Annotated in this window: 27 protein-coding genes and 1 pseudogene; 9 read left to right on the plus strand and 19 right to left on the minus strand. The window is 59.9% G+C overall.

Annotated elements, in window-relative coordinates:
- The first annotated feature begins 46 nt into the window (after positions 1-46).
- Both ACP7B1_RS20485 and ACP7B1_RS20490 read left to right on the plus strand, forming a co-directional pair.
- The gene (locus ACP7B1_RS20485; RefSeq protein WP_229490885.1) at positions 47-343 is read left to right on the plus strand and encodes a type II toxin-antitoxin system HigB family toxin; all 297 of its coding nucleotides are present in this window, start codon (positions 47-49) and stop codon (positions 341-343) included.
- On the plus strand, positions 343-747 hold the full coding sequence (locus ACP7B1_RS20490; RefSeq protein WP_105736979.1) for a helix-turn-helix domain-containing protein: 405 nt from the start codon (positions 343-345) through the stop codon (positions 745-747). Before ACP7B1_RS20485 ends, ACP7B1_RS20490 begins: the two co-directional genes overlap by 1 nt.
- A gap of 40 nt (positions 748-787) precedes the next feature.
- Here ACP7B1_RS20490 and ACP7B1_RS20495 read toward each other — a convergent pair whose 3' ends face one another.
- The 3 genes from ACP7B1_RS20495 to aroC are packed head-to-tail and all read right to left on the minus strand — an operon-like array spanning position 788 to position 3243.
- Complete coding sequence (locus ACP7B1_RS20495; protein WP_229490887.1) at positions 788-1000, minus strand: helix-turn-helix domain-containing protein; 213 nt, start codon at positions 998-1000, stop codon at positions 788-790.
- Between the two features lie 20 nt (positions 1001-1020).
- Positions 1021-2124 carry a 3,4-dihydroxy-2-butanone-4-phosphate synthase gene (ribB, locus tag ACP7B1_RS20500; protein ID WP_229490889.1) on the minus strand — a complete coding sequence of 368 codons (1104 nt, stop codon included), beginning with the start codon at positions 2122-2124 and terminating at the stop codon, positions 1021-1023.
- Between the two features lie 24 nt (positions 2125-2148).
- Positions 2149-3243 carry a chorismate synthase gene (gene aroC / locus ACP7B1_RS20505; RefSeq protein ID WP_229490891.1) on the minus strand — a complete coding sequence of 365 codons (1095 nt, stop codon included), beginning with the start codon at positions 3241-3243 and terminating at the stop codon, positions 2149-2151.
- A 171-nt stretch (positions 3244-3414) separates the two neighbouring features.
- On the opposite strand from aroC, the gene ACP7B1_RS20510 reads away from it, so the two are divergent.
- Positions 3415-3669, plus strand: coding sequence for a DUF1344 domain-containing protein (locus tag ACP7B1_RS20510; RefSeq protein WP_182547647.1), 255 nt, complete (start codon positions 3415-3417; stop codon positions 3667-3669).
- Positions 3670-3702: 33 nt separating this feature from the next.
- Here ACP7B1_RS20510 and ACP7B1_RS20515 read toward each other — a convergent pair whose 3' ends face one another.
- From ACP7B1_RS20515 to ACP7B1_RS20530, 4 genes are all read right to left on the minus strand, one after another.
- Positions 3703-4293 (minus strand): histidine phosphatase family protein, encoded by a 591-nt coding sequence (locus tag ACP7B1_RS20515; protein ID WP_346307641.1) that lies wholly within the window; start codon positions 4291-4293, stop codon positions 3703-3705.
- A gap of 13 nt (positions 4294-4306) precedes the next feature.
- Positions 4307-5125, minus strand: coding sequence for an enoyl-ACP reductase FabI (gene fabI / locus ACP7B1_RS20520; protein ID WP_091880942.1), 819 nt, complete (start codon positions 5123-5125; stop codon positions 4307-4309).
- A 110-nt stretch (positions 5126-5235) separates the two neighbouring features.
- Positions 5236-6150 (minus strand): J domain-containing protein, encoded by a 915-nt coding sequence (locus tag ACP7B1_RS20525; RefSeq protein WP_346307634.1) that lies wholly within the window; start codon positions 6148-6150, stop codon positions 5236-5238.
- A gap of 216 nt (positions 6151-6366) precedes the next feature.
- The gene (locus tag ACP7B1_RS20530; protein WP_223611556.1) at positions 6367-6717 is read right to left on the minus strand and encodes an RT0821/Lpp0805 family surface protein; all 351 of its coding nucleotides are present in this window, start codon (positions 6715-6717) and stop codon (positions 6367-6369) included.
- Positions 6718-6861: 144 nt separating this feature from the next.
- Between ACP7B1_RS20530 and pdxH the strand changes: the two genes are divergently transcribed.
- Positions 6862-7482 (plus strand): pyridoxamine 5'-phosphate oxidase, encoded by a 621-nt coding sequence (gene pdxH, locus ACP7B1_RS20535; RefSeq protein WP_346307642.1) that lies wholly within the window; start codon positions 6862-6864, stop codon positions 7480-7482.
- A 6-nt stretch (positions 7483-7488) separates the two neighbouring features.
- Here pdxH and ACP7B1_RS20540 read toward each other — a convergent pair whose 3' ends face one another.
- Together ACP7B1_RS20540 and ACP7B1_RS20545 are read right to left on the minus strand one after the other, a co-directional pair.
- Positions 7489-8241, minus strand: coding sequence for a crotonase/enoyl-CoA hydratase family protein (locus tag ACP7B1_RS20540; RefSeq protein WP_346307635.1), 753 nt, complete (start codon positions 8239-8241; stop codon positions 7489-7491).
- A 9-nt stretch (positions 8242-8250) separates the two neighbouring features.
- A complete protein-coding gene (locus tag ACP7B1_RS20545; protein ID WP_346307636.1) occupies positions 8251-10023 on the minus strand; it encodes an acyl-CoA dehydrogenase in 1773 nt (590 codons plus the stop codon).
- A gap of 281 nt (positions 10024-10304) precedes the next feature.
- On the opposite strand from ACP7B1_RS20545, the gene ACP7B1_RS20550 reads away from it, so the two are divergent.
- The gene (locus ACP7B1_RS20550) at positions 10305-11555 is read left to right on the plus strand and encodes a glycoside hydrolase family 25 protein (RefSeq protein ID WP_346307637.1); all 1251 of its coding nucleotides are present in this window, start codon (positions 10305-10307) and stop codon (positions 11553-11555) included.
- Between the two features lie 69 nt (positions 11556-11624).
- On the opposite strand, the gene ACP7B1_RS20555 is transcribed toward ACP7B1_RS20550, so the two are convergent.
- The gene (locus ACP7B1_RS20555) at positions 11625-12689 is read right to left on the minus strand and encodes a calcium-binding protein (RefSeq protein ID WP_346307638.1); all 1065 of its coding nucleotides are present in this window, start codon (positions 12687-12689) and stop codon (positions 11625-11627) included.
- Between the two features lie 433 nt (positions 12690-13122).
- Between ACP7B1_RS20555 and ACP7B1_RS20560 the strand changes: the two are divergent.
- Positions 13123-14736, plus strand: a pseudogene (locus ACP7B1_RS20560) (peptidoglycan D,D-transpeptidase FtsI family protein); the annotation flags it as partial.
- On the opposite strand, the gene ACP7B1_RS20565 reads toward ACP7B1_RS20560, so the two are convergent.
- Both ACP7B1_RS20565 and ACP7B1_RS20570 read right to left on the minus strand, forming a co-directional pair.
- A complete protein-coding gene (locus ACP7B1_RS20565) occupies positions 14733-15263 on the minus strand; it encodes a GNAT family N-acetyltransferase (RefSeq protein WP_346307639.1) in 531 nt (176 codons plus the stop codon). The pseudogene ACP7B1_RS20560 and the gene ACP7B1_RS20565 overlap by 4 nt on opposite strands.
- 7 nt (positions 15264-15270) lie before the next feature.
- Positions 15271-15813 (minus strand): helix-turn-helix domain-containing protein, encoded by a 543-nt coding sequence (locus ACP7B1_RS20570; RefSeq protein WP_426137224.1) that lies wholly within the window; start codon positions 15811-15813, stop codon positions 15271-15273.
- Between the two features lie 177 nt (positions 15814-15990).
- Between ACP7B1_RS20570 and ACP7B1_RS20575 the strand changes: the two genes are divergently transcribed.
- Positions 15991-16389 (plus strand): VOC family protein, encoded by a 399-nt coding sequence (locus ACP7B1_RS20575; RefSeq protein ID WP_346305770.1) that lies wholly within the window; start codon positions 15991-15993, stop codon positions 16387-16389.
- 118 nt (positions 16390-16507) lie between these two features.
- Positions 16508-17140, plus strand: a complete 633-nt coding sequence (locus tag ACP7B1_RS20580) for a LysE family translocator (protein ID WP_346305756.1) — start codon at positions 16508-16510, stop codon at positions 17138-17140.
- 1 nt (position 17141) lies between these two features.
- On the opposite strand, the gene ACP7B1_RS20585 is transcribed toward ACP7B1_RS20580, so the two are convergent.
- The 3 genes from ACP7B1_RS20585 to purD all read right to left on the minus strand — a co-directional run bounded on the left by ACP7B1_RS20585 (position 17142) and on the right by purD (position 20468).
- Complete coding sequence (locus ACP7B1_RS20585) at positions 17142-17579, minus strand: VOC family protein (RefSeq protein ID WP_346305757.1); 438 nt, start codon at positions 17577-17579, stop codon at positions 17142-17144.
- Between the two features lie 109 nt (positions 17580-17688).
- Positions 17689-19020, minus strand: coding sequence for a TolC family outer membrane protein (locus tag ACP7B1_RS20590; RefSeq protein ID WP_346305771.1), 1332 nt, complete (start codon positions 19018-19020; stop codon positions 17689-17691).
- A 167-nt stretch (positions 19021-19187) separates the two neighbouring features.
- On the minus strand, positions 19188-20468 hold the full coding sequence (purD, locus tag ACP7B1_RS20595; RefSeq protein WP_346305758.1) for a phosphoribosylamine--glycine ligase: 1281 nt from the start codon (positions 20466-20468) through the stop codon (positions 19188-19190).
- Between the two features lie 139 nt (positions 20469-20607).
- Between purD and ubiA the strand changes: the two genes are divergently transcribed.
- The gene (ubiA, locus tag ACP7B1_RS20600; protein WP_346305759.1) at positions 20608-21618 is read left to right on the plus strand and encodes a 4-hydroxybenzoate octaprenyltransferase; all 1011 of its coding nucleotides are present in this window, start codon (positions 20608-20610) and stop codon (positions 21616-21618) included.
- Here ubiA and ACP7B1_RS20605 read toward each other — a convergent pair.
- The 4 genes from ACP7B1_RS20605 to ACP7B1_RS20620 form a co-directional block, all read right to left on the minus strand.
- A complete protein-coding gene (locus ACP7B1_RS20605) occupies positions 21615-22907 on the minus strand; it encodes an aminotransferase class V-fold PLP-dependent enzyme (protein WP_346305760.1) in 1293 nt (430 codons plus the stop codon). The genes ubiA and ACP7B1_RS20605 overlap by 4 nt on opposite strands.
- A gap of 94 nt (positions 22908-23001) precedes the next feature.
- Positions 23002-23574 carry a DUF6101 family protein gene (locus ACP7B1_RS20610; RefSeq protein WP_346305761.1) on the minus strand — a complete coding sequence of 191 codons (573 nt, stop codon included), beginning with the start codon at positions 23572-23574 and terminating at the stop codon, positions 23002-23004.
- Positions 23575-23860: 286 nt separating this feature from the next.
- Positions 23861-25276 carry an FAD-binding oxidoreductase gene (locus ACP7B1_RS20615; RefSeq protein WP_426137225.1) on the minus strand — a complete coding sequence of 472 codons (1416 nt, stop codon included), beginning with the start codon at positions 25274-25276 and terminating at the stop codon, positions 23861-23863.
- Positions 25273-26265: an L-threonylcarbamoyladenylate synthase gene (locus tag ACP7B1_RS20620; protein WP_346305763.1), complete on the minus strand. Its 993-nt coding sequence runs from the start codon at positions 26263-26265 to the stop codon at positions 25273-25275. Before ACP7B1_RS20620 ends, ACP7B1_RS20615 begins: the two co-directional genes overlap by 4 nt.
- Between the last annotated feature and the right edge of the window lie 2 nt (positions 26266-26267).

A 26267-nucleotide genomic window follows, 5' to 3' on the forward strand; every position in this document is an offset into this window, starting at 1 on the left:
GGAATTTTTACTTGTTCCCAATATGGGAAGCTGCTATACATGCCTGATGCAGATCATAGCCAAGAAAGCACTGCGGGCATTTTGGCTGGTGCACAATCAGGCTGAAGTACCCTTAACGGCTTGGTATGTGGCTGTGAGCAGGGCTGAATGGAAAACACAGGCGGACGTAAAAATGCAATTCGGCAACTCTGTCGACTTTGTCCGCGACAACAGGGTGATCTTTGACATTGCCGGCAACAAGTACCGCCTTATCGTGCATGTCGCCTACCCGTTCAAACGGTTGCTCATCAAATTTGTCGGCACGCATAAAGAGTACGATGCTATCGACCCGGAGACTGTGTGATGAAAAACATTCGGCCGATCAAAACTGAAGAAGACTATGACTGGGCGATTGGTGAAATCACGCACTATTTCGACAATCAACCCGAGCCGGGAACACCTGAGGGTGACCGGTTCGACGTTCTTGCAATTTTGATCGAAGCCTATGAAGACGAGCATTATCCCATTCCGGCATTGGACCCAATTTCCACCATCGCCGCGCACATGGAAATGGCCGGGCTGAATCGCCGGGCCCTGGCAGAGGTTCTTGGCTCTGCGCCAAGAGCCTCTGAAGTCATGGCCAGAAAGCGCGCGCTAACGATGGATATGGTGTTCAAGCTTAATCGCGAATGGCATATTCCTGCCGAACTTCTCGTACAGCCCTATCATCTCGTGCATGATGAGAAGAAGGTTCAAAGAAGAGCCTGACCGCTCCGATCAGTCTTTCCCCGGAAACCTCATCAACACATTATCCGGCTTCGCCAAGCAGCTCTGCAACGTCGCAATGTATTGCCGTTGCAACCTGCTCGGCGGTTTCCAGCGTAACATTCATCCGGCCCGCTTCCATGCGGCTGACATAAGCCTGATCTGCGCCAATACGCATCGCCAATTCTTCCTGCGAGATGCCGAGGGATCCCCGTCTTTCCTTCACAGCCAGACCAAATCGCTTCTTGATATCCATAAGAGGCAGGAAGCCACGCGTCAGATAATATCCGTCCGCGTGATCTGGATGCCAAAGCCTTCGAGACCGACATAGTGCCGCTCACGGGATGACAGCAAGCGGATCGAGGTGATGCCGAGATCTTTCAGGATCTGCGCGCCAAGGCCGATCTGGCGCCATTCTTCCTCGCGCACCTTGGCTTCCGCATGCGCCTCGCGGTCCTGCAGCGTGGCGCGGTTGCGGTCGTCATCGCGGCCAACGCCGACGGAGCCCTCGCGCAGGTAGACGATGACGCCGCGCTTTTCCTCGGCAATGCGCTTCATGATGCTGTCGAGCGTGTTGCGCGCGCCAAAGACGTCGCTGAGAATGTCCTCGCGCTGCAGGCGCACAGGCACATCCTCGCCGTCGCGGATATCGCCGAAAACGATGGCGGCATGGTGCATGGGCTCCCATGGCAGCGCATAGGTAATCGCCTTTGCCTGTCCGGCGCAGGTATCGATCTCATATTCGCCGATGCGCTCGATCAGGGTTTCCTTGCGCTGGCGGTAGGCGATGAGATCGGCCACCGTCACCTGGTGCAGCTTGTGCGTCTCGGCAAAGCTTGCCACCTGCGGGCCGCGCATCACAGAACCGTCGTCGTTGACGAGTTCGCAGATGACGCCGACCGGCGGCAGGCCGGCGAGCTTGCACAGGTCAACGGCGGCTTCCGTGTGGCCGGAGCGCATGAGCACGCCGCCCTCGCGCGCGATCAGCGGGAAAATATGTCCCGGACGCACGAAATCGGCAGCGCCGGCATTGGGATTGGCGAGGTTGCGCACGGTCAGGGTGCGGTCATCGGCGGAAATGCCCGTGGTGGTGCCGTGCTTGTAGTCGACGGTCACCGTGAAGGCGGTGGAATGCGGCGCGTCGTTCTCGGCCACCATCGGCGCCAGATTGAGACGCTTGGCGTGGTCGCGCGGCATGGGCGTGCAGACGATGCCGGAGGTGTGGCGCACGATGAACGCCATCTTTTCCGGGGTGCAATGCACCGCCGCGACGATCAGGTCACCCTCGTTCTCGCGCCCGTCATCATCCATGACAACGACGATTTCACCGCGTTCGAACGCGCGCAGCGCATCGACGACCCGTTTCTGATTGTAAGCCATGTATGCGCCTCTTGATTAGATGCCTTAGATGCGGCCGGTCTGGCCGCGATGTCTGAGATAATGATCGGCAATCGCGCAGGCAACCATCGCTTCGCCGATGGGAACAGCGCGGATGCCGACGCAGGGATCGTGCCGGCCCTTGGTCATCACATCCACCTGTTTGCCATCGGCATCGATGCTCTGGCGCGGGGTGAGGATGGATGAGGTGGGCTTGACGGCAAAGCGCGCGACGATGGGTGCGCCGCTGGAAATGCCGCCGAGAATGCCGCCCGCATGATTGGACAGGAAAATCGGCTTGCCGTGATTGTCCATGCGCATCTGGTCGGCGTTTTCCTCGCCGCTGAGTGTGGCCGCTGCGAAACCATCACCGATTTCCACGCCCTTCACCGCATTGATGGACATGAGATAGCTGGCAATATCCTGATCGAGCTTGCCATAGACGGGCGCACCAAGCCCCGCCGGTACATTGTCAGCGACGATTTCAACGACGGCGCCGATGGAGGAACCCGCCTTGCGGATACCGTCGAGATATCCGGCGAAGAGGTCGACGGAGCCGGGGTCCGGCGTGAAGAACGGGTTGTTGTCCACCTCGTCCCAGTCCCAGCGGTCACGGTCGATCGTGTGAATGCCCATGCCCACCAGCGCACCGCGCACGATCAGGCCGGGGACGACCTTGCGGGCAATGGCCCCGGCGGCAACGCGCGCCGCGGTTTCCCGCGCCGACGAGCGGCCGCCGCCGCGATAGTCGCGGATGCCGTATTTGACGTCATAGGTGTAATCGGCGTGGCCGGGACGGTACTGGCGGGCGATATCGCCATAATCCTTGGAGCGCTGGTCCGTGTTCTCGATCATCATCGAAATCGGCGTGCCCGTGGAGATCATGGTGACGCCGTCATCCTGCAGCATGAAGCCGGACAGGACTTTCACCTGATCCGGCTCGCGCCGCTGGGTGGTGTATTTCGATTGGCCGGGCTTGCGTTTGTCCAGATAGGCCTGAATCTCGGCTTCGGTAAAGCTGATACCGGGCGGACAGCCATCGACCACGCAACCAAGCGCGATTCCATGGCTTTCACCCCAGGTGGTGACACGAAAAAGATGACCGAAAGTATTATGCGACATGAGATTACCCGGCGTTATGTCAGGGGGTTTTATGAGCGTTTACGCCTGTGGTCAAACCCGCCGCTGAAATTCCTTCGTCCACCACGAAAAAAGCAATTGTTTTGCCACAAATGCGCGCTTTAAGGTGACGTACAAATCGGCCACCAGATTTTGATTAAAGAGGATATCAAAATGCGTTTCATCGTCGCGACCTTCATGTTCGTCGCTTCCCTGCTTCCGGTCGGCGCGCTCGCTGACGATGCGCAGGGCACCATCACCAAAATCGACGAAGACAATTCGACGATTACGCTCGACGATGGCAAGGTCTACAAGCTGCCGGGCGAATTCGACTTCAGCGCCATCGACAAGGGCATGAAGGTCACGATCATGTTCGATCTGGTCAACAAAGAGCGCTTCATCACCGATATCGAAGAATCGGTGCAATAAGCACCTGTTCGTCACAAGCCGAGGCCTGGATGGTTACATCCAGGTCAGACTACCCTTCTCAAGGCGCAGAATTTTATCCTGAGTGATGGCAAGGTTCGCCGCATCATGGCCATCAAGGCCCTCCACCATCTGGAAAATCGTGCGCATGCAGCCGCCATGCGTGACGCATACGGTCGGCTCCCGCACCTCTGACAGCCAGTTCCCTATCCGTATTGCCAGAATGGCGTAGCTTTCGGCGGTAGGTCCCGGCGGCACAAAGTTCCATTTGTCGCGGGCCCGTGCGGCCACAAGGTCGGGAGAACGGGCTTCGATGTCTTCCAGCATGTAACCTTGCCAAGCACCGAAATTCACCTCCATGAGGCGGGCATCGGTGCGGTAGGCCCAGGGATCGATCCCCATGCGGGTTCTGATGCGCTCCATCGTATCGCGCGTGCGGCGCAAAGGGCTGGCGACAAAGTCGAAACCCGCGCCCTCCCCGATCAGGGATTTGAGCATATCGCCGTTGCGTGCGGCCTGCTGCTGGCCGCGCGCATTGATATCGACGTCTTCCTGCCCCTGGATTCGCTCGGACACGTTCCAGTCCGTCTCGCCGTGACGCGAGAAATAAACAATCGAGTCCGGCAGATGCACTTTGGAGCTAGTCCTTGACGACAGAGATATCCGGCGCGTCCACAGCCTTCATGCCAACGACATGATAGCCGCTGTCGGCATGGTGAATTTCGCCCGTGACCGAACGAGACAGGTCGGAGAGGAAATACAGGCCGGCATCGCCGACTTCCTCGATGGTAACGGTACGGCGCAACGGGGCGTTGTATTCGTTCCATTTGAGGATGTAGCGGAAATCACCGATGCCCGACGCGGCCAGCGTCTTGATCGGACCAGCGGAGATCGCATTGACGCGGATATTGTCCGGGCCGAGATCCACTGCCAGATATTTCACGCTGGCTTCCAGCGCCGCCTTGGCAACGCCCATGACGTTGTAATTCGGCATGACCTTTTCCGCGCCGTAATAGGTCAGCGTCAGGATCGAGCCGCCATCGGTCATCAGCTTTTCCGCGCGCTTGGCAACGGCCGTCAGCGAGAACACCGAAATCAGCATGGTCTTGGTGAAATTCGCTTCTGATGTATCGACATAGCGGCCGGTCAGTTCGTCCTTGTCGGAGAAACCGATGGCATGCACCAGAAAGTCGATCTTGCCCCACTTCTCTTCCAGAGCGGCAAAGCACGCATCGATGGTCGAGGCATCCGAAACATCGCAATGGCCGCAGAGAAAAGCCCCGAGTTCCTGCGCCAGAGGCTCGACGCGCTTCTTCAGCGCATCACCCTGATAGGTGAAAGCAAGCTCGGCACCGGCATCATGGGCCGCCTTGGCAATGCCCCAGGCGATCGACCGATTATTGGCAACGCCCATAATAAGTCCGCGTTTACCTTGCATCAAACCAGTTTTGGCGGTCATTTACCAACCCTTCACGAAAGACATATGATTGATTTGCGGTATCGCACAGCCCGCGCCGGGCTTCAAGCATCGTGTCAGTTTCGTCAAGGATTTTCGGGAACCGTTGATTTTCAGAGACTCGAATCGCGCAGAAATGCTTCCAATGCCGCATCACCATGCTCGGGCAACATGACGCGAACATGAACAAAGAGATCGCCGTGACCATCCGGCTTTTTCGGCAAACCCTTGCCTTTCAGGCGCAAAACCCGGTCAGAACTGGTCCATGGCGCTATTTTCACCGCCACACGGCCATTCAGGGTCTCGACTTCCTGCCGGGAACCGAGTGCCGCATCGCGCAATGACACCGGCAAGTCGAGATGCAGGTCGTGGTCTTCCACCTTGAATTTCGGATGCGGCTTGAAACGTATCGTGACCAGCGCATCGCCGGGTGTTCCACCGGGAATGGCCTCGCCCTGCCCCTTCAGGCGAATCGTTTGACCATTTTCAACCTGCGCGGGCAGCTTGATCGCCAGCCTTTTACCGTTTGGAAAAACCGCTTCAACCTTCTCGGCACCGACAGCCTGCTCAAGCGTCACGTCGATGGTGGCCTGGAGGTCCGTGCCTTTGCGCGGGCCTGCACGGCGCTGTCCGCCGCCGAAAGCGCCGGCGCCCTCGCCGAAGAGGCTGCTCAGAATATCTTCAGCACCAAAACCGGCGGTGCTGCGGTAGTCGAATCCGCCGGACCGCGCACCCCGTGCACCGCCAAAACCGGCGAAGGGATCGCCGCCGCCGGAAAACCCTTCGAAACCCTGCGGCGCCCGCTGCTTGCCCTCGGCGTCGATCTCGCCCCGGTCAAACTGCCCGCGACGGTCCTTGTCGCCGATGATCTCATAGGCCTGGTTGATCTCGGAGAAATTTGCCTGCGCCTTCGGGTCATCCTGGTTCTGGTCAGGATGATATTTCTTGGCGAGCTTGCGAAACGCCGACTTGATTTCTTCAGGCTTCGCCGTCTTGGCGACGCCCAGCACGGTATAAGGATCGCGCATGTGTGTGCCCTTCCTAGTGGAACGAATGTGACATTCGCATATTCCTCGTCATGTACAATGGGATGCGAATGTCACATTCGTTCCACTGGCATAAACGGGGTGCGTTGGGGATTTGCCCGTTATATGCGCATCGATAGGAAGAAATTCCAGACTTTCTGTCAAGAAATCTGCAATCGCTGCCCGGTTCCATCGAAAATATCATTCAGTTGCAGAGAATCAAATCGGCGCGAAGGATTTCAGCGTCCATTGTCCGCCGTCCTGCATGCAGGTCTCACCCTTGTAGAGCATGACGCCGTCAAAAGATTCGCGCGATGTCTGGAATTCACGGCAGAGCCCTGTCTCGGTCTTCTTCTCGGCGATTGCCGTGATCGTGCCCTGACTGCCGGTCTCCGGATTGGACCATGGCAGCGGCTTGTTGCCCCATTGGGTGAAGTTCAGGGCAGACACGATATTGCGGACCGTCGACTGGTCGGCGGCACCCTTGGCATCCACCTGCGGCGCCGGAGCAACCGAACCCGTCACCGTCGCCTTGTCCGGGACCGCGTTCTCGACGCTGAAGCTTTTCATGGCACAGCCGGAGAGAAGACAGAGCACAAAAACAGCGGCAAACGGCGCAGTCCGCACCGGAATTTTCGCCCCAAGGTTCTTGATATCTGGTATTGCCAATGCCAAACGCATATCTCTCTTTAACAAGGTCAACCAGCTATGACTATGGGTGAAATGAAGTTAACAACCGGTGACTTCACAGAAAAAACCGAACCCTTCGCGCTCTTCGACGAATGGCTCAAAGATGCAACCAAATCCGAGCCGAATGACCCGAATGCTGTTGCTCTGGCAACGGTGGATAGTGATGGCCTGCCGGATGTCCGCATGGTTCTTCTTAAAGGTTTTGACGAGCAAGGCTTTGTTTTTTATACAAATTTTGAAAGTCAGAAAGGTCAGGAAATACTGGGCTCAATGAAGGCCGCCATGTGTTTTCATTGGAAAACGCTGCGCCGTCAAGTGCGTGTGCGCGGTCCGGTGGAAATTGTCAGCGATGCGGAAGCCGATGCCTACTACGCCACCCGCCCGCGCGGCAGCCGTATCGGCGCCTGGGCTTCCAAGCAATCGCGGCCGTTGGAAAGCCGTTTTGCCCTGGAAAAAGCCGTTGCGGAATACACTGCCCGCTATGCCATCGGCGAGATACCCCGCCCCGCCCACTGGTCGGGCTTCCGCATTCGCCCGACATCCATTGAATTCTGGCATGACCGGCCTTTCCGCCTGCACGACCGCGTGATTTTCAGCCGCGCGACGCCGGATGGCGACTGGGGTAAAACCCGCTTGTACCCATAGGGCTCTTCAGCCCTTCTTGCGCGTCAGGAAGGCCATCAGGGCGCCCCGTGCTTCTTCCGACTGGAGCCGTTCAGCAAAATGCCCGGCTTCCAGTTTGATGCGCTCGACCGTTTCGGCGCGCGGCATGCGCAGGAGATCGCGCGAGATCCGCATGGCTTCCGGCGGCTTGGCGGCAATTTCCGTCGCCACGGCTAGAACAGTGCTTTCCAGCTGGTCCGCCTCGACGATCCGGTAGACAAGACCGGCGTCCTTCGCTTCGGCCGCGTTCAGCCCGGCGCCCATCGCCAGGAAGGCGAAGGCCTGCTGACGGCCCATCAGGGCAGGTCCGAGCAGGCTCGAACCCGCTTCGGGTACAAGACCCAGATCGACGAAGGGCGTCTTGAACAGGGATTGCGGCGTGGCGAAGGTCAGATCGCAATGGAAATTGAGCGTCGAGCCGATGCCGATGGCAAGCCCATCCACACCCGCCACAACCGGCTTGCTGCAGTTGGTCAATGTGATGAGGAAGTCAACGACCTCGGTGCCCATCGTACCCGACGTAGCAAAGGCCATGAAATCCTGCAGATCATTGCCGGAGGAGAAGGCGCCCGGCACCCCCAGAAAAACATGGGCGCGGATATCCGGATTCGCATCGCCTTCCACCAGCGCTTCGGTCATGGCCGTATACATGGCCCGTGTCAGGGCATTCTTCTTGTCCGGGCGGTTCATCCGAATGGTCTGGACGGCGCCATGGCGCTCGATGACGATGTGATCTGACATGACGTTTCCCTATTGCAATGCGGCGCGGGCACCGAGCAGGCTCGGCGCACCGTTGATGACGCGATCTCTCAGCGCCGACGTTTCGTTGAGAAGATTTTCGGCAAAGAATCGCGCAAGAGTCGTCCAGCCGGTATTGTCGCCACCCAGAGCACCCTTGGCGAGATAGGTTGCACCGGCAGCCAGGCCGAAGAGGCGCAGATAGGGCGTCGCTCCGGCAAGCGCATTGCTGATGTCACCACCGGCAAGGGTCTGCTGCAGCCAGAGCGTGGTTGCCTCCAGATCGTCAAGACCGGCCTGCAGGCGCTCCGCCGTGTTGCCGAAATCGGTGCTGTTGCTCAGCGAAACGGCTTCGGCCACCGTGCGCAGCTCGGCGATATAGGCCTTGACGTGGTTGCCGCCATCGAGCGGCAGCTTGCGCTGGACGAGATCGATGGCCTGAATGCCGTTGGTTCCCTCATAGATCGGGGCAATGCGGGCATCGCGCAAAAATTGCGCCGCACCAGTTTCTTCGATGAAGCCCATGCCGCCGTGAATCTGGATGCCGATCGAGGCAACGTCCACACCCACATCGGTGGAAAACGCCTTGGCGACCGGCGTCAGCAGGTTGGCGCGATCCGCCCAGTGCCTTTTGTCGTCATCTGCGCCGGTCCGCGCCATATCCAACGCGTGGGCGCAGGCATAGGCGATGGAGCGGGCCGCGCCGGTCAGGCCCTTCATGGTCAGGAGATTGCGCTGCACGTCGGGGTGTTCGATGATCGGGCTCATGCCTTCGCCGGTCCAGCCTGGCGCGCGCATCTGGCGGCGCTCCTGCGCATAAGACAGGGATTTCTGATAGGCGGCCTCCGCCACCGCGACACCCTGGATGCCCACGGCCAGCCTTGCATTGTTCATCATGGTGAACATGCAGGCCAGACCGCGGTTTTCTTCGCCGATAAGCCAGCCGATGGCCCCCGGCTTCGCGTCCTTGGTAAAACCATCGCCATAGATCATCGTGCAGGTGGGCGAGCCGTGAATGCCCATCTTGTGCTCGACGCCGCTGCAGAACACATCATTGCGGGCGCCGAGCGAACCATCGGCATTCACCAGGAATTTCGGCACCAGAAACAGCGATATCCCCTTGGTTCCGGCAGGCGCATCGGGCAGGCGCGCAAGAACCAGATGGATGATATTGTCCGTAAGGTCATGCTCGCCATAGGTGATGAAAATCTTCTGACCGAAAATGCGGTACGTGCCGTCATCGGCCCGCTCGGCCCGCGAGCGCAATGCTCCCACATCGGAACCGGCCTGCGGTTCGGTGAGATTCATGGTTCCCATCCACGCGCCGGAGACGAGCTTTGGCAGATAGGTGTGTTTCAGATCATCCGTCGCGTGGGCTTCAAGCGCCTCGATGGCGCCAAGCGTCAATGTCGGCCCGATGCCAAAAGCCATGGAGCCGGAATTCCACATTTCCAGTGCCGCCACCGCGAGCATCATCGGCAGACCCTGTCCGCCGAACTCTTCCTTGCCGGTCAGGGCGTTCCAGCCGGCACCGATCCAGTCGCTGTAAACATCTTTCCAGCCGGGCGGCATGGTGACTTCGGCATCTTTCAGCGGTGTTCCGTGCTTGTCACCAACCTCCAGGAGCGGCGCAACGCGCGTGGACGCGAATTTACCGGCCTCTTCCAGGATGGCATCGACCAGATCGTCGGAAAGGTCGGCAAAACGCCCGGCGGCGATGGCCTCGTCCAGACCTGCAATTTTCTTCAACGTGTGTGCGATTTCCTCGACGGGCGCCCGGTACATTGATCACAAGTCTCCTCATCCAGTGATGCTGCGTCGTTGCGGATAGACATTGCCGCCCTCAGCCTGGCAAGGCAAGTGGATTTTTACGTAAACGTAAGAAAATCTGCCCTTTGACCCTTCAGCGGCGCGGTCTGTTCGGCACCGCAGATACATGATCCCGCGACTCCGACAGGCGTTCTCGCCGATCAGCCCTTGTGCTTTACGGCATTTTAACCATGAACCAGCGATCATGGGCGCTTGTATCCGAAGCCGCAGACCACGAGGTGTGAAGGGACAGGCATTTGACAATCCGAGCGCAGGTTTTCGCCCTTGCTGCCCTTGTCACCGCGTTGATGTCCAGCGCCCCTTCCCGTGCGGACTCCCAGTTCCAGATCCCCTGGTCCAACCAGCAGCGCGCCATCGTTCTCGACGGCTATGAGCACAATTCATTCAATCTCCCGGAAATCGTCAAGGATCCGCGCATTGCCGCCTTCATTCACAAGGCATCCGATGGCATGCCTGCCGCCTATCATTGCGGACGCATTGCCGATGTGAAGGATCAGGAAATATGCCGCCGCATCTGGCGCAACTACGCGGTGTCGCGCGAGCTCTACCAGACACGGCGCGTTCTGGCCAAAGCGCTCGGCCTGAAATGGGGCTCCTACCACCTGGCCCGTCCCGGCAACCCGATAGAACAGGCGAACCATTTCATCGATTATGCCGAGCCGACCAGCGACGAGTTGATGGCCATCGATATCGAGGACAACGACCCCGCCCGGTTCATGTCGCTGGCGGACGGCGAGATCTTCGTCGCCCAGATCAAGCTGCGCACCGGCCGCTATCCCGTGCTTTACACCAATGGCACCACGGCCAAATATATTGCCGATCACCGGCTGGCACTGCCGATCCTGTCGCGCCTGCCGCTCTGGTATGCGCGGTACGAGACCGACATCGCCCCGCATTTTCCGAAAGGCAACTGGCAGGACTATGCGCTCTGGCAATTTGCCTCGCAGAACAATTGCAGCAAAACGCGCTGCCCCTACCGGCCCAATGGCACGAACCGCGACATCGACGTGAACATCGCCGATATGACCGTTGCGGAACTGAAACGCGCATGGCCGTTCGACACGCTCGTACCGGCGGTGCTGCCCGACGACATGCCGAAACCCGGCGAGCGGCCTGCTTTGCCCAGCGATATTCTGATGGCGTCGATGGAGCCGCCGCTTGTCGATTATAGCGGGTTGCGGCAGATACCGGACCTGCTCATCGCCGCTGCGAAAGGACTGGCTGCTACCGTGCAAGCCTCTATCGATGGCCTCGGCGACACACCGCAGGCGGTCGATACCATGGTGACGGCGTCCGTCATGCGTATTGCCAAATCACATCCAAGCGAAAAACTGACACTGGAAACGATCGGGAACAGCCTGCGAGCACCGATGACAACACCCGATGACCACCCGGACAGCCATCTGATCGCCGGCTTGGTTGGTTTCTGCTTTGATGAAACCAGCACGGACATGAGCCATCTGCCGGCCTATGCCATGCAGCGCTGACCTTCAGAGAAAAGCAGGCACGTGAGCGCATGCGCCTGCTTCAAAGCTCATCCGCGTGTTTGCGCAATCTCAAGAAAAAACAACGTCATCCGGCGAGAGATCGGCAAGAGACACATGCTCGATCAGAATGCCGCTGGAATCGCCGTCAAAGCTGACATAGACGCCGTCAGCCGTGTCGTGCGACGCGGCGAGAAAACTGTCGAAATCGTGAATGCCGGTGCTGCCCGCGGTGAAATCGCGAAGATTGATAACGTCACCCTCCGCCACATTGAAATCCGCGATGTGGTCAACACCGCCAAGGGTTTTGGCATCGAATATGAATGTATCCGCGCCCGCGCCACCGAAGAGATGGTCCGTGCCGGTACCGCCATCCAGGAAATCGTTGCCCGAGCCGCCCTTGAGTATGTCGTCACCCGCACCGCCCAGCAGCGTGTCATTGCCGTCGCCGCCATTGAGCGTATCGTTGCCAGCACCGCCATCGAGGTAATCATTGCCACGGCCGCCGAAGAGAACATCCTTGCCGTCACCGCCCCAGATGCGGTCATCGCCATTGCCGCCGTCGATGTAATCGTTGCCGGCATCGCCATGGATCTCATCATTGCCGCCGCCGCCGAACAGCGTGTCGTTGCCATCGCCGCCAAATATGCGGTCATTGCCGTCGCCGCCTTCGACGCGGTCGTCACCTGCGCCGGCGTTGACATCGATATGGGAAAAATTCGTCGCAATGATCTTGTCGTTGCCAGCTCCTGTCGTCAGCTCAAGCCGCTCCAGGTCGATGAAATAGAGATGATTGGCCGGAACCGTCGCATCCCCGAAAAAGAGGTGGCCGCTGGAACCGTTGAACGTGACCGGTTCGGCAGAGTGGGAAAGATCGACCGCAAGGGTGTCGATACCCGCGCCGCCGCGCGCTGCGCCGCCAACGCCGTTGAACACCAGCCGGTCGTCTCCATCACCGCCTTCAAGCTGGTCAAAACCGCTCGAACTGGTCAGAATGTCATTCCCGGCCCCGCCATAGAGAAAGTCATTGCCCGCGCCGCCGTCGAGAATATCATTGCCGCCAAGACCCCAGAGATTGTCGTTCTCGTCCGTCCCGTGCAGAACATCGCTTGTGCCACCACCCACTATTTTCGCCATCGAAATGATCTCCCAAAAAGCCTGTGATGGCGGAGTATATGTAAGGACATGTGACAAGCAAGTGTCGTTTTATGAAAACAAAAAACAATATGTATACTATTTTTACTTGTAAAATATTTCAAATTTATAAGTAAAATTTACAGTGCCTTCAGGTCGACACGCACGCATGAATTTTTCTCATCCGGACCTCCTGCCGCCTTCGCGGAAGATGTGTGCAAGGTCCGTTTTGCGCAACGGCCACATCCGAATTTTGACCAGAGGTGACCGGCATTTTCCCGGAGTTATCCACGCTAAAAACCGATATTAAGCATTTGTTCAGGTTAACAAGACATTCCGGAAATCGTGAGAATTGCAGCTGATCAAAGGATGCTACCTTTGCGCGATCAGCCCCAATCCACAGTTTCACAATGAGATAATGACCCCACGCAGCGCCCGCGCCCAAAACCGTATCCTGATCATCATGGCCTGTTTCATCGGGATTTTCTGCATTATCAGCGGGCGGCTGGTCTTTTACGGCATGAAGGACGATCCGGTGGATTTCAATGGACCGACGGGCTCCATTCTGGCCTCCCGTCCGGACATTCTCGACCGCAATGGTGCGGTGCTGGCAACCGATATCAACACCGTCTCGCTCTATGCCGAACCGCGCAAGATCATCGACCCGGATGAGGCGTTCGAGCTGCTTGCCACTGTCCTGCCCGATCTCAATTTCGAGCAGACCTACGCCCGCCTGAAGGGCAAGGCCGGCTTTGCCTGGCTGAAGCGCGGCCTGACACCGAAGCACAAGAGCCAGATCATGGCGCTGGGCATACCCGGGATCGGCTTTCGCACGGAGAAATCCCGCTTCTATCCCGGCGGCCCGACGGCGGCGCATATTCTCGGCCTGGTCAATGTCGACAATCAGGGCATTGCCGGCATGGAGAAGTATATCGACTCGCAGGGTCTGTCGGACCTGCGCGATGTCGGCCTTGCCCATGCGCGCAAGCTCGCACCGGTCAAGCTTTCCATTGACCTCAGAGTCCAGCACGTGGTGCGCGACGTGCTGGTCAATGCGGTCGAACGCTACCGCGCCATTGCAGCGGGCGCCGTGGTGCTCGACGCCGATACCGGCGAAGTCCTGGCGATGGGTTCGGTGCCGGATTTTGATCCGAACAATCCGTTCAACGCGCTGGAGAAGGACCGGCTCAACCGCATGTCGGCCGGTGTCTACGAGATGGGCTCGACCATCAAGACCTTCACCACGGCCATGGCGCTCGATTCCGGCAAGGTGGATCTCAACAGCACCTTCGACGCCACCCGCCCAATCACCATCGGCCGCCAGACCATCCACGATTTCCACGGCAAACGCCGCGTGCTGACTTTGCCGGAAGTATTCCTGTTTTCCTCCAATATCGGTTCAGCCAAGGAAGCGGATGTGGTCGGTATCGAAGGGCATCGTGAATTCCTGGTCCGGCTCGGCCTGCTCGACCGGATGCAGACGGAATTGCCCGAGGTGGCGCGGCCGACAGAGCCGAAAGTATGGAAGAAGGTCCACTCGATCACGATTTCCTTCGGCCATGGCATGGCCACCACGCCGCTGCAGACCGCAGTCGGTGCCGCAGCCCTGCTCAACGGCGGCATGTTGATCGCGCCGACATTCCTGCCGCGCGGCATTGAAGAAGCGCGGACCATGGCCAAGCGGGTGGTCAGCAAGAAGACCAGCGATGATCTGCGCTATCTCTACCGGCTGAATGCCCAGAAGGGCACGGGCGGCTCCGCCAGCCGGACGCAGGTTCCCGGATATCGCGTGGGCGGCAAAACCGGAACCGCCGAAAAAGTCGTCAACGGACGCTATTCGAAGGACGTGCGCTTCAACACCTTCATCGCCGCCTACCCCATCGAGAACCCGCGCTATGTCGTGCTGACAATCATCGATGAACCCAAGCCCGTCGACGGGCAGGTCGCCGCCGGCGCCGGCCTCAACGCGGCACCGATGGCCGCGGAAATCATCCGGCGCTCGGCCAATATTCTCGGCGTGCTTCCGGTGTTCGAGACGGCAGAGGATTAGGCCGGGATGGCCTTGAACATGATCGTGGTGGCGTCGAGATGATCCTTGAACGGATCACGGCAGTAGTCCGGAATAATCCCGGCAATCTGATAACCCAGACCCAGGTAAAGCGGTTCCGCCTTGTCGCCGGTCCGCGTGTCCAAGGTGATCAACCCCCGTCCCAACCGGTGCGCCGCACTTTCCAGCTCGACCATCAACGCCTTGGCGATTCCCTGGCGGCGGAAATCCGGATGCACCATCACCTTGCGGATTTCGGCCCGGTGCGGCTGATTGGGCGGCGTATCGTAATCAAGCTGGCCGGTTCCCGCGATCCTTCCGTCTTTACGGACCACGAGCAACAATCGTTTGCCCTGCCGGACCGCAGGAAGCACGCTCATCATCCAGAACGCCTCCGCGTCCGCTTGCGAGAACGGCAAGACAAAGCCGATGCTGGCACCGCCATGCACACAGACATGCAGGAGCGCGCCGAGCGCCTGCGCATGGGCCTCGATGTCATCGGCATGAAAAACAGCACTATCGTTGGTCAATGGGGCCTCACAGCATGAAAAGCACATAGCGTGCACCGGAATGTTCGGATGTGGCGAAGGCGCTGGGCCCGAACAGCTGATAGCGCAGGCAGTCGCCGGGATTGAGAGCATGGGTCTGGCCATCGACGGTCACCTCAAGCTGGCCTTCGATCAGCAGCAAATGGTGTTCGAGACCCGGCCGTGGCGGGTTGTCATAGGAAATGCTGGCGCCCGGATCGAGTTCGCATTCCAGCATCTCTCCCGCCAGGGTCTGCGCCGGCGGCGATACGGAACGGCGCTTGAAGCCGACACTCGGATCAATCCACACGGCTTGCGCATCGCGGCGGATCAGCGGTGCGAACTCATCCTCGACCATATGCATCAACCGCGACATCGTGAGGCCATAGGTGGAGCACAGCTTGCCGAGCACCTGGGCGGTGGGGCTGACCTCGGCATTTTCGAGCCGGGACAGCGTCGCACGGCTCACCATGCTGCGGCGGGCAAGCTCATCCAGCGACCACTCGCGCTCCGCCCGCAATGCTTTGAGGCGCTTGGCGATGCGTTGATCCATAGCAGCGGTATCAATCGAGACATTTTCCATATATGAGAAATTATCTCTATATAGGAAATATGTCAACCGCGTCTCATGGAGGTATTCCGGATGTTGGCGCCGCTTGTGTCCCAATCGATGGGCGCTTAGCATCTCATCACATCCTATCAAACTGCGCCGGAGTTCCCCGCCATGCACATGCTTCATCACATTTCGCTCGGCGTTGCCGATATCGAGCGCGCGGCATCTTTTTACGACGCGGCGCTTGCTCCGCTTGGATATGTCAGGGTCTGGGAGGATTTGCGGCCGGGTGAAGCGGATCAGGCGGTCGGCTATGGCGCGCCGGGTGGCGGCGACAAGCTGGCGATCAAGCATCGCCCGGAGGGCCAACACGCGCCCGGGCCCGGCTTTCACCTTGCCTTTGCCGCACCGGATCGGCGAGCTGTCGACCGGTTTCATGCGGCGGCTCTCAGCCATGGCGGCAGCGACAACGGCAAACCCGGCTTGCGGCCTCATTACGGCGCGCATTATTACGCAGCCTTTGTCATCGATCCCGACGGACACCGCATCGAGGCCGTTTTCAATCAACCGGAATGATCGGAGAGACGGATGGGCGACATGACACCCCGGCCAAAACCGAATGCCGCTTCCGCCCGGACACTTTTTGTCTATAGTTCCAGTTCCATTCCCCTGGGACCCACGTCCGGAGCAGCACATGCCATCCACCGAACTTTTGATCGCTTTTTTCATCACCACGGCGATCTTTGCCTATATTCCCGGCCCCGCCATGCTGTACGCGGCGGCACAAACCATTGCGCGCGGCCGCTGGTCCGGGCTGATGGCGGCATTCGGCATTCATCTCGGCGGCTATGTGCATGTGTTTGCTGCGGCGGCCGGATTGTCGGTGCTGTTCCATGCCGTGCCGGTGCTTTATCTCGCGGTCAAATTCTGCGGCGCGGCCTATCTGGTCTGGCTTGGCATTTCGCTGTTTCGCGCCAAGGTCAATGGCGATGTCACCATGCCGGGCGTGGAGCAGAAATCCGCCCGCCGCGCCTTTCTTGAAAGCATCAGCGTCGAGGTTCTTAACCCGAAGACGGCGATTTTCTTCATGGCGTTCCTGCCGCAGTTCATCGACACCTCGGCGGCGTTTCCGGTCTGGCTGCAGTTCGTGCTGCTCGGAACCATGGTCAATCTGATGTTCTCTTCCGCCGATCTGGTCTGCGTGATCCTGGCGGGAGCCGTGGTCACGCGCCTGAAGCGCTCAAGCCATGCCCAGCGGCTGATGCAGCGTGCCGGCGGAACAATCCTGGTGGGGCTCGGCGTTCATCTCGCCCTGCAGAAGAGCTGATCTAGCCTCGTCCGTCCGGATAGACCGCCGGTCCCTTGATCTCGATCTTGTTGCCGAAGGGATCGCGGATGTAAAACGAGTGTCCCATACCGCGGGCGCCGCCATGCATCGCCTCCCGCTCGATCTCGACCCCATGGGCATCGAGATGGGCGCGCAGCGCTTCATGATCGAACGGCCCGGTTGCGATGCAGACATGATCGACGTTGCGCCCGCCCGTCACCGGCGGAACAGCACTGGCGGCGCCGGGGTGGGTCATGTCCCACAGGACGATCAGCGCCGACCCGCACCAGACCTGCTCCATCCCGAGCGCCGGATAGATATAGCCAGGCCGGCAGCCGAGAACCTCGTAATAGAATTTCAGCGCGGACGGCATGTCATCGACGAGAAAGACCACATGATCGATGCCCACCAGAGAAAACGGAACACTCGTTGCCTGCATGGATGTCTCCTCGGGTTCTGATATCCTGGGTGTGAACCGTATCCCGTAAAGCAAAATCCGGAACGCCCCTGCCAAGGCGCTCCGGATCTGGGATACTCAAAGGGCCTGTTCAGCGGCCGTCGGGGGTTTTTGTACCGCCCCATTTGTCCTTCACGGCGTCAAAATGCTCTTCCGGCTTGTATTCGGCAACCTGCAGGCCAACCTGCTTTGCCGTCAGGCGGCCCATGGCGGAAAGAACCTGATAGCTGCTGACGACGCTGTCATGCTCCGCCTGCACCAGCGCGAGCTGGCCTGTGATGACATCGGCCTGAGCATTCAAGACGTCGAGGGTGGTGCGCTGCCCGACCTTGCGCTCTTCGATCACGCCATTGAGCGCAAGCTGGGCTGCGGCCACAACGCTCCTCTGCGCCACAATCGAGGCTCTCGCGGCATCCAGTTTTGACCAGGCGGCCGCAACGGCCTGACGGACGCTGTCTTTCGACACATCCACCTCGATGCGCCGCTGGCCGAGATTTTCCTTCGACTGGCGCACTGTTGCCGCTGTTCGACCGGCCCCATAGATCGGAATCGTCACGTTCAGTTTGGCCGATGCTGCGGAATTGTTGGGTGAGGTCGCCGATCCGCCCTGGAAAAAATCCGTCCGGCTGAGCGTTCCCGTGGCGCCGGCCTGCGGCAGCAGCACACCCTCGTTCACCTTGACCTGATACCCGGCAACATCGGTGTTGAGTTTCGCAGCCCCGATCAGCGGATGATTGGCATCGGCGATGGAATAGGCCTGATTGAGCGATTTCGGCAAGGATTTGGCGGTTGCCGCCGCAGTCAGAGACCCTGGAGTAGCCCCGACGGTCTGGATGTAGGTGGCTTCGGCAATCTTCACATTGGCACGGGCGGTATTGCGGTCGTTGACGGCTGTCGCCTGCGATGCTTCTGCCTGGGCGACGTCGGTGCGGGTGCCCTCGCCCACATCGAACCGTGCACGGTTGGAGCGCACCTGCTCGTTGAGGAATGCCAGGTTCTTTTCGCGCAGAGCAACAATCTGGCGGTTGAGGTAGACATCCATATAGGCCTGCACGGTCGTCGCCAGAATATTCTGCTCACTGCCGCGCAAGTTTTCGCGGGCCGCAAGCACACCGGTCTCTGCCGCCGCAACGTTGTTCCTGGTCTGGAAACCATCGAACAGCATCTGGTCAACCTCGACACCTTCGGTGGAGGAGCTTTTCGTTACTGCCCTTTGGCCATCAATTTTGCTGCGCTCTGTATTGACCGAGACCTGGCCGGTCACCCTCGGGCGGTAACCGGATTTGGCAATCGCCACGTTCTCGTCCGTTACCCGGACGCCCGCGCGGTTCGCATTCAGCGTCGAATTGTTCTGATAGGCCTTCGACATCGCGCCGAAAATCGTTTCGGCCATGGAAGGCGTTGCTGTCAGAACCGAAGTCATCAGCAGGATCGCAGTGAGGCTTCGCTTGGCTGTTATGGACACGGTGAATTTCTCCGACAGTTTGAACAGAGGACTCGGCTCAGCGAACCGTTCGTTCCGATTTGCATGAGACATTGCGCTACGAACCGCCGATGTCAATGTTGAAAACCGGATGAACGGCGTTTTTACTATACCTCACCCTTCTCGCGGGCGATAGCGCGCCAGCCGATATCACGCCGGTAAAAGCCTTCCGGCCAGTCGATCCGGGCAATCGCAGCATAGGCGGCGTCCTGCGCCTGCTGCACCGTTTTGCCGCTCGCTGTGACATTAAGCACACGCCCGCCATTGGCGACAAGCGCGCCGTCTTTCTCGGCGGTGCCCGCATGGAATATTCTTACCGTATCCGATTGCGCCGCATCGGCACCCCGGATCACGCTGCCCTTCTGCGGAGATGCTGGATAGCCCTTTGCGGCCATGACGACGGTCAGCGCCGGATCGTCGTTCCAGCGCACCGACATCTGGTCCAGCGCGCCATCGGCGGCTGCCTTCAACAGGAGAAGCACATCGTCCTTCAGCCGCAGCATCAGCACCTGTGTTTCCGGGTCACCGAAGCGGGTGTTGTATTCGATCAGCTTCGGGCCGTCCCCGGTGATCATCAGGCCGGCAAACAGCACGCCGCTGAACGGCGCACCAATTTCCGCCATGCCGCGCATAGTCGGCTCGATCAGCTCGCGCATGGTGCGGTCGATGATCGCCTGCGTCATCACAGGTGCGGGCGAATAGGCGCCCATGCCGCCGGTATTGGCACCGGTATCGCCGTCGCCGACACGCTTGTGATCCTGTGCCGTGCCGAAAGGAAGGGCTGTCTTGCCATCGCAGAGGCAGAAGAAGCTGGCTTCCTCGCCATCGAGATATTCTTCCACCACCACTTCGGCGCCGGCGCCACCGAAGGCACCGTCAAAGCAGGCATCCACCGCGTCGAGGGCTTCCTGCACGGTCATGGCCACCACGACGCCCTTGCCTGCCGCCAGACCATCCGCCTTGACCACGATGGGCGCACCCTGCTTTTCCACATAGGCCCGGGCGGCTGCAGCATCGCTGAAGCGGCCATAGGCACCGGTCGGGATGTTGAAGCGGGCGCAGAGATCCTTGGTGAAGCCCTTTGAGCCTTCAAGCTGCGCAGCCGCCTTGGACGGGCCGAATACGGAAATGCCTGCGGCGCGCAGATCGTCGGCGATACCGGCAACCAATGGTGCTTCCGGGCCGACAACCACGAAATCAACCGCTTTTTCCTTGCAGAATGCAACGATGGCGGCGTGATCGGCCGGATCGAGCGCCACGCATTCGGCCTCATGCGCAATGCCGGGATTGCCGGGAGCGCAGTAGAGCTTTGTCAGCACAGGAGACGCCGCGATCTTCCAGGCCAGAGCGTGTTCGCGGCCACCGGAACCAATAAGCAAGACGTTCATCGTTTTCTGCTCCGTGCATGAAGGGGTTGCTGTGTCGGTATGGCGTCGGGCGCGAAGGGTCAAGCGCGCAATCACAGATTTGCCCCGAATTCAGGCGTAATTTACTTGACTGGCGCAGCGCCCGCTGCAAGGTCACGCCATGACACCGGAAAAAGACATCATACAGTCAAGCCAAGGCCGGGGCCGCGTTTTCGACGCGCCGTCGGGACATTGGGTTTATCGTGCACTGCCAGCCTGGCTCTGGCCCTACGCGCAGCTGGCGCGCTGGGACCGCCCCATCGGCTGGTGGCTCCTGCTTTGGCCCTGCTGGTGGTCCGTCGCCCTGGCGGCAAGTGCCGGCGCCAAGGTCGGCGATTCCGTCTGGTCGATCATTCCTTCCCCGTGGCACCTCGCCCTGTTCCTGATCGGTGCGGTCGCCATGCGCGGCGCGGGCTGCACCTATAATGATCTGGCCGACGAGGACATCGACAACCAGGTGGCGCGCACCCGTTCGCGTCCGCTGCCTTCGGGCCAGGTGACGCGCAAACAGGCCAAAATTTTTATAGTGCTGCAGGCGCTTGTGGGACTGCTGGTCGTCATCCAGTTCAACCTCTTCACCATTCTTCTCTCCATCGCCTCGCTGGTGATCGTTGCGATCTATCCGTTCATGAAGCGCATCACCAACTGGCCGCAGCTTGTGCTCGGGCTTGCCTTCTCCTGGGGTGCCCTTGTCGGCTGGTCCGCGCATTTCGGGGCACCAGCGACGCTGAAAGACTTTCTCCCGCCGCTGCTACTTTATGCCGGCTCGATCCTCTGGGTGATCGGCTATGACACGATCTACGCCCATCAGGACAAGGAAGACGATGCCCTCGTCGGCGTGGGTTCGACCGCGCGGCTGTTCGGCAGCCGCACCCGCGAAGCGCTGATGGTGCTCTATGGCGGCGCGTTGGCGCTGTTCCTCGGAGCCTTTGCCATGGCGGAAGTGCCCATGCCCGCCGTTGCCGGTCTTCTGGCGGCAGGAGCACATATGTACCGCCAGATCATGGTGCTCGACATCGACGATCCCGCACAATGCCTGCGCCTCTTCCACTCCAACAAGGTTGTCGGCTGGCTGATTTTTGCCGGACTGGTGCTCGGCGCGCTGTGGACGGTGGTCAAACCGTTCTTTTAGCTTGAACTGATCGCACTCAAGCCTTCAACCAAACGGTCAAGCTCAGCCTCGCTCGTGTAGAGCGCGGGCGAAACCCGCAGGCATTGGCCTTTGGCCACCCCGGTGCGCCGGACGGTCAGGACACGATGCTTGTCGCGCAGTGCCGTCATCAAGGCGTTGTTATCGTCCTTGCTGATCTTGCCCTTGATGCGGAACGACGTGATGCCGGCATGCATGGTATCATCGTCGGGCGTGAGGATTTCAACAGTTTCGATCGCCCGCGCCTGTTTCACCCAATAGTTGCGAAGATAGGTCAGGCGTGCCTGTTTGCGCTTCGAGCTGATCATCTCGTGCACATCGAGCGCGGCAGGCACGCTCAAGGTCGCGGCGAAGTTGGTCGTACCGGTATGAACACGCGAGCGGATATCGTCCTTCGGCCAGTCTTCATCGGCCAGATCGCGGTCGATATCGGCCAGCCTTTCCTTGCGAATGTACAGGAAGCCCATGCCAACCGGTGCGCCGATCCATTTATGCAGGTTGAAGCCGACGAAATCCGCGCCGAGATCAGTTACCTTGAAATCCATCTGCCCCCAGGAGTGGGCTGCATCAACCACCACATCCACGCCGCGGGCACGGGCCATGTCGGCAATCTCGCGAATGGGCATGACAAGCCCGGTGCGATGGGACAGATGGGTCAAAAGCAGCAGCTTTGCCTTGGGGGTCGCCTCCAGCACCGTGCGATAGGCATCCAGCACGGCTTCCCGCGTCGCCGGCTCCGGAATGGCGAAGGTCTTGACCTCGACGCCCCTGCGGCCCGCCAGCGCATTCATGGCATACTGCATGGAATCATAATCGAGATCGGAATAGATCACCGCATCGCCCGGCTGCAGCTTGTTGTAACCGGTGATCAGCTTTTGCAGGGCTTCGGTGGCGCCACGCGTCAGGGCGACCTCCTCCGGCGCTGCACCAACCGCCCCGGCAACCCGGTTGCGCACATCCTCGGCATCCTTGCCAAAGGCATTGCGGGCATAGACCGTATTCTGCCGGTTTACGCGCTGGGTGTTTTCCAGATAGGCCTGCAGCACAGGGCGGGCCATGATACCCCAATAGCCATTCTCAAGATTGGCGATCGAGCGCTCCACATCGTAGAGATCGCTCACGGCGGCCCAATAGGCACGGTCCGTGGCAATAGCCGTGTCATTGGCGGCAGGAAGCACCGCTGTTTCCATGGCTGATGCCTTGACGATTGTTGCGGCGAGCGCGGTTGCCGCGCTGCCCATCAGAAAATGACGACGTTCTATACCTGGCATCGGACCGATCCTTCACGCGCTGTGTTCCATCTGGTTCCTGATTAGGACTCCAATGTCACAGCTGCATGAAGGAATGGACGGTGAAGCCGATTGTTCAGCGGTTGCCGGAGGCGATGATTTCCTCACCGCCGACGACGAGACGCAGTCCGAGATCGCCCATCTTGCGGCGAGCCAGAAAACGCGGACGGCGGCGGCGCGGTTCGCGGCCCTGGCGGCGTTCCACGGGTTCGCCCACGGCAACCGGTCCGATGCTCTGCTCGAGATGGCGGGCTTCGCCGTCTTCCTCGACCAGCATCATCGGCAGCTTGAACAGATTGGACCAGGCCCGCCAGTCCGCCGCGATATCATTGAGATCATGGGCGACCAGCAGCGGCACCGAAAGATGCGGATCGCTGTGCATCAGTTCGAGCGTCACGGTGATGTCGCCAAGCTCGTCCTCGGCGGCACGGGCCGTCACGCCCTGAAAGGCGCAGACGGGCAGGGCCAGCGAGACCGGCAGGTTGCTGTTCGGCAGTACGCGCTTGACCACCGCGCCGCGCTCATGCAGCGAGAAGGTAATGTCGCCCCGGTCATCGCGCGTGGCGTAGGTGACGGTCTGTGGCAGGTGGAATGGGTCGAGCCGGAATTCCTGGCCTGCCCAAACCGGCTTTGCTCCGGCTTTTTTCATGTGACGCCTTCTGTCGATCCTGAGAGCCGGTTTTCCGGTCTTCTCTTTTGTATTTCCCTGTAGAAGCGGACCAATTTTTTCTGGTCTCGTATGGGGAAACAATAGGCGCCAATCCCCCCGCTTCCGCTTAACGAACGCGGTTAACCGTTTCTCATCGCGGGGAATGGTTATCGAAATTCGACCATCGGTAAGGTTTCAAAAAGAGAGATAAACAAAAGACTGACGGGGAAGCTCGACTTGCATCGAAACGCTTCCCCGCCATCAATAAAACCATGAATCAGCGCGCTCAGATCACCTTGCCGGGATTCATGATGCCGGCCGGATCGAAGGATGCCTTGATCCGGCGCATCAGATCGAGTGCCACCGGCGACTTGGTTTCCGACAATTCCTTGCGCTTCAATTGGCCGATGCCGTGCTCGGCGGAGATCGATCCCTTGTAGGCGCGGACGATCCCGTGCACGCGGGCATTCACCTCGCCCCAGCGCGCAAGGAACGCTTCCTTGTCGGCACCGATGGGCTGGGTGATGTTGTAGTGCAGATTGCCGTCGCCCATATGACCGAAGGAAACGATGCGCGCACCGGGTATCATCGCGAGCACGGCGGCATCGGCTTCGGCAATGAATTCCGGGATGCGGGCCACGGGCACGGAAATGTCGTGTTTGATCGAGCCGCCCTCGGGCTTCTGCGCCATCGACATGGCTTCGCGCATATGCCAGAAGGATTTTTCCTGCGCTGTGCTGTCGGCAATCGTGGCGTCTTCCACCAGTCCCGCCTCAAAAGCCTCCGTCAGAATGGCCTCAATGGTCTCGCGCGCATCTTCAGCGGAGCGCGACGAGGAAATGTCGATCAGCACATACCAGTTGTGCACGCCCTGCAGCGGATCGCGCACACCTTCCGTATGCGCCACCGAAAACTCGACGCCGATACGCGGCATCAATTCGAAGCCGGTCAACGCTGCACCGGCATGGCTCTGCGCCAGCCCCAGAAGTTTCAAGGCGTCCTCGGGGCTGTTCAGCCCGGCATAGGCAACACCCTTGCCCTTGGGCAGCGGGAAGAGCTTCATGACGGCCGCAGTAATGACGCCAAGCGTGCCTTCCGCGCCGACAAACAGATCCTTCAGGTCGTAGCCGGTATTGTCCTTCTTGACGTAGCGCAGATCGTTGAGAATCTCGCCGGTCGGCAGCACCACCTCGACGCCAAGGCAGAGTTCGCGCGTGTTGCCGTAGGCCAGCACCGCCGTGCCACCCGCATTGGAGGAGAGATTGCCGCCGATCTGGCAGGAGCCTTCCGAGCCCAGCGAAAGCGGAAACAGGCGCCCGGCCTGTTCTGCCGCTTCCTGCAATTTCTGCAGGACGACACCGGCCTCGACGATAATGAGATTGCCGGCGGGCTCGACCGAGCGGATCTTGTTCAGGCGTGACAGTGACAGGATGACCTGCTGGCCTGTCCCATCGGGCATCTGGCCGCCGACAAGGCCGGTATTGCCACCCTGCGGCACGATCGCCGTACCGGTTTCAGTCGCCAGTTTGAGGATTGCCGAAACCTCGTCGACGGTGGACGGCCGCAAAACCAGCCCTGCCTTGCCGCCGAATTTTTCCCGCGGCTCGATCAGGTAGGGTTCAATGTCCTGCGCGTCATGCAAGGCGTTTTTCTCACCCACGATGGCAGTAAAACGGGCAACGAGGTCTGGCGTCAGGGTCATTTGATCTGTTCCAACTCTTCTATGGGAGGCACGCGCGGCGCGGCGGCGCGGACAAGGCGGTCATTGATGGCTTCGCCCAGTCCGGTGAAGGGGATCGGCTCGACAGCAATGACGGCACCGCCGAGACGGTCGAGACGCTTCATGTAATCGAAAAGATTGGTGGCGGCCTCACGCAGATTGCCCGTCTCGCTGAGGTTGAGACACGCGCTCGCCCTATCGGCATCCGCAGCGCGGTCCGGACCGAAGGCCAGCAATGCCTCGCCATCCCGCACCTCGTGCACATTGAGGCGGACACCGGCGGCAGGAGCGTAGTGCGAGGCCATCATGCCGGGCGCCTCGATCGCGGCACGCTGGTCCATGCGCCGCAGCGATTGACCAATGAGAGCTTCGATCTCCTCGGCGGCAAGCCCGCCGGGCCGCAGCAGCAGTACCGCATCGCCGTCCACCTTGACGATGGTCGATTCCAATCCGACCTCTGACGGTCCGGCATCGAGGATCAGGGCAATCTTGCTGCCGAGATCATCGGCGACTGCCTGGGCACTGGTGCCGCTGATCCTGCCCGACGTGTTGGCACTGGGTGCAGCCAGGGGATGACCGAGCGCTGCGATGATCTTTCCGGCGATACCGCGCGGCATGCGCAATGCCACCGTATCGAGACCGGCGGCCACCAGGGGATGAATATGGGTGTCGGGCCGCAACGGCAGGACCAGTGTCAGGGGACCGGGCCAGAACGCATCCATCAGTTTGCGAGACAATGGATCGATCACCGCATAGCGTTCCGCCATGGCGATATCCGAGACATGGCAGATCAGCGGATTGAAATGCGGCCTGCCCTTCGCTTCGAAGATACCGGCAACGGCATCGCCATTGGTGGCGTCAGCCGCCAGGCCATAGACTGTCTCGGTCGGAATGGCGACAAGCTGGCCTGCAGCCAGCGTCTGGGCCGCCTTCAGAATTGCCTGTTCATCTGGTGCTATTGTCTCGGCCAAGG

It is taken from the genome of Phyllobacterium sp. SL163, from assembly GCF_049896885.1.
Lineage (GTDB): Bacteria > Pseudomonadota > Alphaproteobacteria > Rhizobiales > Rhizobiaceae > Phyllobacterium > Phyllobacterium calauticae.

What these genes read in the sequence shown, in the direction of transcription:
- fabI (WP_091880942.1), bottom strand. Translation starts at nt 5,125, where the DNA reads ATGACCGCCAAAACTGGTTTGATGCAAGGTAAACGCGGACTTATTATG.
- ACP7B1_RS20555 (WP_346307638.1), bottom strand. Translation starts at nt 12,689, where the DNA reads ATGGCGAAAATAGTGGGTGGTGGCACAAGCGATGTTCTGCACGGGACG.
- ACP7B1_RS20610 (WP_346305761.1), bottom strand. Translation starts at nt 23,574, where the DNA reads ATGAAAAAAGCCGGAGCAAAGCCGGTTTGGGCAGGCCAGGAATTCCGG.
- ACP7B1_RS20615 (WP_426137225.1), bottom strand. Translation starts at nt 25,276, where the DNA reads ATGACCCTGACGCCAGACCTCGTTGCCCGTTTTACTGCCATCGTGGGT.
- ACP7B1_RS20525 (WP_346307634.1), bottom strand. Translation starts at nt 6,150, where the DNA reads ATGCGCGATCCTTATACCGTGCTGGGCGTCGCCAAGACGGCGAAGCCT.
- ubiA (WP_346305759.1), top strand. Translation starts at nt 20,608, where the DNA reads ATGACACCGGAAAAAGACATCATACAGTCAAGCCAAGGCCGGGGCCGC.
- ACP7B1_RS20570 (WP_426137224.1), bottom strand. Translation starts at nt 15,813, where the DNA reads ATGGATCAACGCATCGCCAAGCGCCTCAAAGCATTGCGGGCGGAGCGC.
- ACP7B1_RS20530 (WP_223611556.1), bottom strand. Translation starts at nt 6,717, where the DNA reads ATGAAAAGCTTCAGCGTCGAGAACGCGGTCCCGGACAAGGCGACGGTG.
- ribB (WP_229490889.1), bottom strand. Translation starts at nt 2,124, where the DNA reads ATGGCTTACAATCAGAAACGGGTCGTCGATGCGCTGCGCGCGTTCGAA.
- ACP7B1_RS20495 (WP_229490887.1), bottom strand. Translation starts at nt 1,000, where the DNA reads ATGGATATCAAGAAGCGATTTGGTCTGGCTGTGAAGGAAAGACGGGGA.
- ACP7B1_RS20510 (WP_182547647.1), top strand. Translation starts at nt 3,415, where the DNA reads ATGCGTTTCATCGTCGCGACCTTCATGTTCGTCGCTTCCCTGCTTCCG.
- ACP7B1_RS20605 (WP_346305760.1), bottom strand. Translation starts at nt 22,907, where the DNA reads ATGCCAGGTATAGAACGTCGTCATTTTCTGATGGGCAGCGCGGCAACC.
- ACP7B1_RS20540 (WP_346307635.1), bottom strand. Translation starts at nt 8,241, where the DNA reads ATGTCAGATCACATCGTCATCGAGCGCCATGGCGCCGTCCAGACCATT.
- purD (WP_346305758.1), bottom strand. Translation starts at nt 20,468, where the DNA reads ATGAACGTCTTGCTTATTGGTTCCGGTGGCCGCGAACACGCTCTGGCC.
- aroC (WP_229490891.1), bottom strand. Translation starts at nt 3,243, where the DNA reads ATGTCGCATAATACTTTCGGTCATCTTTTTCGTGTCACCACCTGGGGT.
- ACP7B1_RS20575 (WP_346305770.1), top strand. Translation starts at nt 15,991, where the DNA reads ATGCTTCATCACATTTCGCTCGGCGTTGCCGATATCGAGCGCGCGGCA.
- ACP7B1_RS20590 (WP_346305771.1), bottom strand. Translation starts at nt 19,020, where the DNA reads ATGACTTCGGTTCTGACAGCAACGCCTTCCATGGCCGAAACGATTTTC.
- ACP7B1_RS20585 (WP_346305757.1), bottom strand. Translation starts at nt 17,579, where the DNA reads ATGCAGGCAACGAGTGTTCCGTTTTCTCTGGTGGGCATCGATCATGTG.
- ACP7B1_RS20490 (WP_105736979.1), top strand. Translation starts at nt 343, where the DNA reads ATGAAAAACATTCGGCCGATCAAAACTGAAGAAGACTATGACTGGGCG.
- ACP7B1_RS20580 (WP_346305756.1), top strand. Translation starts at nt 16,508, where the DNA reads ATGCCATCCACCGAACTTTTGATCGCTTTTTTCATCACCACGGCGATC.
- ACP7B1_RS20485 (WP_229490885.1), top strand. Translation starts at nt 47, where the DNA reads ATGCAGATCATAGCCAAGAAAGCACTGCGGGCATTTTGGCTGGTGCAC.
- pdxH (WP_346307642.1), top strand. Translation starts at nt 6,862, where the DNA reads ATGGGTGAAATGAAGTTAACAACCGGTGACTTCACAGAAAAAACCGAA.
- ACP7B1_RS20545 (WP_346307636.1), bottom strand. Translation starts at nt 10,023, where the DNA reads ATGTACCGGGCGCCCGTCGAGGAAATCGCACACACGTTGAAGAAAATT.